The organism is Marinobacter persicus (assembly GCF_002934325.1).
Taxonomy (GTDB): Bacteria; Pseudomonadota; Gammaproteobacteria; order Pseudomonadales; family Oleiphilaceae; genus Marinobacter; species Marinobacter persicus_A.
In genome coordinates this window covers 1-3,866 of record NZ_PTIV01000064.1, presented here as the reverse complement: position 1 = coordinate 3,866, position 3,866 = coordinate 1, and the positions used below count along the sequence as shown (strand labels likewise).

The 3,866-nt window shown below is 54.7% G+C and carries 4 protein-coding genes; 1 reads left to right on the top strand and 3 read right to left on the bottom strand.

The genetic code is table 11. The features are described 5' to 3' along the window. Positions 1-357: 357 nt before the first annotated feature. The 3 genes from BY454_RS16445 to BY454_RS16435 are packed head-to-tail and all read right to left on the bottom strand — an operon-like array spanning position 358 to position 3,081. On the bottom strand, positions 358-1,647 hold the full coding sequence (locus tag BY454_RS16445) for an ISL3-like element ISPpu12 family transposase (RefSeq protein ID WP_104417642.1): 1,290 nt from the start codon (positions 1,645-1,647) through the stop codon (positions 358-360). 21 nt (positions 1,648-1,668) lie between these two features. After that, entirely contained in the window at positions 1,669-2,181 is a 513-nt protein-coding gene (gene lspA / locus BY454_RS16440) for a signal peptidase II (RefSeq protein ID WP_004863699.1), read from the bottom strand. Between the two features lie 3 nt (positions 2,182-2,184). Continuing rightward, complete coding sequence (locus BY454_RS16435) at positions 2,185-3,081, bottom strand: cation transporter (protein WP_004364974.1); 897 nt, start codon at positions 3,079-3,081, stop codon at positions 2,185-2,187. 95 nt (positions 3,082-3,176) lie between these two features. Between BY454_RS16435 and cadR the strand changes: the two genes are divergently transcribed. Then, positions 3,177-3,584, top strand: a complete 408-nt coding sequence (gene cadR / locus BY454_RS16430; RefSeq protein ID WP_091702096.1) for a Cd(II)/Pb(II)-responsive transcriptional regulator — start codon at positions 3,177-3,179, stop codon at positions 3,582-3,584. The last annotated feature ends 282 nt before the right edge of the window (positions 3,585-3,866 follow it).

The following is a 3,866-nucleotide window of genomic DNA, read 5'->3' as shown; positions in this document are numbered from 1 at the left end:
CAGTGAATCAGACAAGCCTCCATTGCCCATGGATGCCATTGTACGAGCCAAGCAGCATCTGATTCCGCTAGAGGCGACGTCGTTTCGCGATCTCTTGCATATTCCGGCCCATCATGAACACCCATTCCGGGCGAACGTGAACACCAATTCTGGTTTAACGTGAACAGTCATTCTGGTCGAAGATGAACACTTTTCCGGGTTTTCCGGAATCGGTGTTCACGATGCCGGAATCAGCGTTCACATTCCCGGAAACGGTGTTCACGTTCAACCGGAATCCTTCTTAACGCATTGTTTATTCGGGGTATACGGATTTAATGGTTGATGGGGCACCTTCACCCCATCAATCTGATACCACCCTCAGATGGTTGATAGATCGACTCCGTAGTTGAGTTCCTCTGCGAAGTCCGGCAGTCCGTAACCGATGGTTTTCTTGTAGAAAGGAGAGACCTTCGCAGTCGGTGCCTTCTTCTTGTGCTTCGTGGTGTAGAGCATTCGTGCCCGCATCACCTCGAAGGAGTAACCGCGCCCTTCACGGTTCTTGTCCTTGGCCAGTCGGTTGATGGACTCCGTGTAAGCGTTGGTGACGGGCATGTCCGTCTCGAAGTAGGTCATGGTCTCTTCGCGCCAGTTTCCCACTGCCCTGGCCAGATCGCTCCAGACTTCCTTTTGGCCCTTCGGGATGGTGGCTATCCACTCGTCCAGGGCGGCTTCTGCCTGGAGCCGTGTGGTGGCGTCCCAGATGCCGTAGAAGCGCTCCTTGTGCTCGTAGGCGGCCAGCAGTTGCGGGAACGCGCCTGTCCAGGTCTCCATGATGAGGCGCTCCCGGTCTGAGACTTCGTGAGCGCGTTTCAGCAGGATTTTCCGGTCTCCCTTGAGAGTCCGGCTCTGGGACGGTTTCAGCTCCTTTCTGAGGCCCTTGCGCACTCTCTCTAGGGCATCGTTGGCCATGCGCACCACATGGAACTTATCGACCACGATACGGGCCTGGGGCAGCACAGCCTTGACCGCTGCCCGGTAGGGGTTCCACATGTCCATGCTGACGATCTCGACCTTCTGCCGGTCTTTCAGCTTCATCAGGTAGTTGGTCACCACGTCCTGGCGGCGGGTGGCCAGCAGGTCGAGCAGGGTTCGCTCCTCAATGTTGGTCAGAATGCAGCGGTAGCGCTTGTTCAGGTATAGCTCGTCAATGCCCAGGATGCGGGGCGTCTCGAAGCGGTGCCAGCGCCCCAGGAACTCGGCGCGGGCGTTGAAGATGTCGCGCACCGTCTTCTCGTCCAGGCCGGTCTGTGCCGCCACAAAGGTGTAGGGGTGGTTGAAGGATTCCTTCTCCACGTACTCATGCAGCCGCAGTGTCATACGGAATCCGTCCACCATCTCCGGTAGCTGGGGCCTGAATGTTGTCTTGCAGGCCCGGCAGGTGTATCGGCGGCGGACCACCCAGAGAGTGACCCGCTTGCCGTGGATGGGCAGATCACGATAGGGAACGTCACGCTTGCCGAACCGTACGAACTCACCCTGCACGCCGCATTCCTCGCAGGCGATGGGATCGGGCACGTCCACCTGGAAGTGCATTTCGTCGTCGGTTGATTTGCAGCCCAGTACTTGGTATTGCGGCAGGTGAAGGATGTTGTCGGGAAGTTCGGTCATGGTGTTGTATAGGCGTAGGTGTCAGTCAGATCCATCCGGCTCGGCATTGGTGTTTGCTTTTTTACCCAACAAGCTGCTGGAAACGAAAAGTAAGGCACCGAGGACAATTGCAATATCAGCCAGGTTGAAGGCCGGCCAATGCCAGTCTCGCCAATAGAAATCAAAGGAATCCACAACATAGCCGCGAAAGACCCGGTCAATCAGGTTGCCCATGGCGCCACCGAGGATAAGACTGTAAGCGATGGCTTCTCCTTTATGACGATTTTCAAGGATCAGCTTGATCAGAAAAATCGAGACCACTACCGCGATTCCGATAAAAAAGTAGCGCTGCCAGCCTCCACCATTCGCAAAAAGACTGAATGCGGCACCGGTGTTCCATAGGTGCACCCAGTTAAAGAACGGGGTCACCGAAACATACTCGCCATAGGCCATTGATTGCTGCACCAGCCACTTTACAGCCTGATCAGACGCTGCCAACAGGCCCGATATGGACAATAGGGCATACGGCGAGAGCTTTTTGCCAATAATGAGCATTATTTAACCCTTCAACGCCAAAATGCGTCTGGCACCGTTAAGTACAATGCCCCCCGCGATGGTGCCGATAATCAGATCCGGATAATTGGAACCGGTCCACGCGACCAGGGCGCCGGCGGTGATGACCCCCAGGTTGATCACCACGTCGTTGGCCGAGAATATCCAGCTTGCCTTCATGTGCGCCCCGCCTTCCCGATGTTTGGATATGAGCAGCAGACAACTGGTATTGGCAATCAATGCGACGAATGCGATAGCCATCATCACCAGCGATTCAGGCTCACTACCGAATACAAAGCGTCTCACCACCTCTACGAGCACGCCCACAGCCAAGATCAGTTGCAGTACACCAGCAAGATGCGCGGCACGTACCTGCATTTTCACGCTATGTCCAACCGCATAAAGGGCAAGCCCGTACACCGCCGCATCGGCAAAATTGTCCAGGGATTCTCCAATCAGGCCGGTGGACCGGGCGATCAGACCGGCAGTCATTTCCACCACGAACAGAAGTGCATTGATGCCGAGCAACCAGCGCAGGGTCCCGGATTCTTGCTTAGCAGAAGCTGCCGAAAACTCGGCGGCCTTGATGGTCTCCGGATTTGCAGCGACGGTTTCCTGAAGCGAGGCGCCTAGCCCCAAGGTCTTCAGTTTCGAGGTGACGGGCTCGACCTCGCCGTCATGCACGACCTTCAGCCGGCGGTTCGACAAGTCGAAGGACAGCGCCCGAATCTCCTCAAAGCCGTTCAGGGCTAGGCGAATCATTCGTTCTTCTGATGGACAGTCCATCTTCGGCACGGCATAAACACTGACCCATCTCCCTGGCGCCTCGGAGGAGGCCTGTATATCGGTATCCGCTGCGGACGTTGCATCACCGCCACAGGCGCCACCACAGGATTTGCTCATGATACGACTCCACTTGAACAATGTTGTGGTACCATTTAAAACTATAAAGCTACTATAAGGTCAATAGAGTAAAGAATCCGTTGGGGAGGAGGCTGATGCGCATTGGTCAGTTGGCGCAGTTGGTAGGGGTCGAAACACAGACGATCCGCTTCTATGAACAGCAGGGCTTGTTGCCGCCGCCTGATCGGCAGGACAACGGTTACCGTGTCTATACCGAGAAGCATGGTGAGGGGCTGGCCTTCATCCGTCGCTGCAGAATGCTGGGCCTGTCACTGGCTGAGATTCACGAACTACAGAGCTATCAGGACGACCCTCATCAGCCTTGTACCGCCGTCAACGCCTTGCTCGATGATCACATCTCTCATGTGCGGTCGCAGATAACCGCTCTGCAAGCGCTTGAGAAACAACTCGTTTCACTGAGAGCGAGTTGCAACGATGACCGGGAAGTTGAGGCGTGTGGGGTTCTTGCTGGAATTAGCGAAGGAAACATGCACCAGCAGTAGGTGAAGCATCAACCAGATAATCCGATGAGATGCCGGTCTGTCTCACTCTCATGCAAAGGTAAGATCAACCATTTAATCCGCATACCCAAAAAATTCAGCTTCGTGCTTCGTGGTTGAAGCAGCGGATTTTCATGTAAGGACCACTGAAAGGAGTGTAGTGGTCAACTAATCCCGGACAGTATTTTAAGGAAGGTCTGAATAACCGGTGATTTTTGCCGATGTTGTTTCAAAGCAGCAAAAATCTCAAATTTCAGACGTTATTTCCCTGTTATTTGTATGTTT

What these genes read in the sequence shown, in the direction of transcription:
- BY454_RS16445 (WP_104417642.1), bottom strand. Translation starts at nt 1,647, where the DNA reads ATGACCGAACTTCCCGACAACATCCTTCACCTGCCGCAATACCAAGTA.
- lspA (WP_004863699.1), bottom strand. Translation starts at nt 2,181, where the DNA reads ATGCTCATTATTGGCAAAAAGCTCTCGCCGTATGCCCTATTGTCCATA.
- BY454_RS16435 (WP_004364974.1), bottom strand. Translation starts at nt 3,081, where the DNA reads ATGAGCAAATCCTGTGGTGGCGCCTGTGGCGGTGATGCAACGTCCGCA.
- cadR (WP_091702096.1), top strand. Translation starts at nt 3,177, where the DNA reads ATGCGCATTGGTCAGTTGGCGCAGTTGGTAGGGGTCGAAACACAGACG.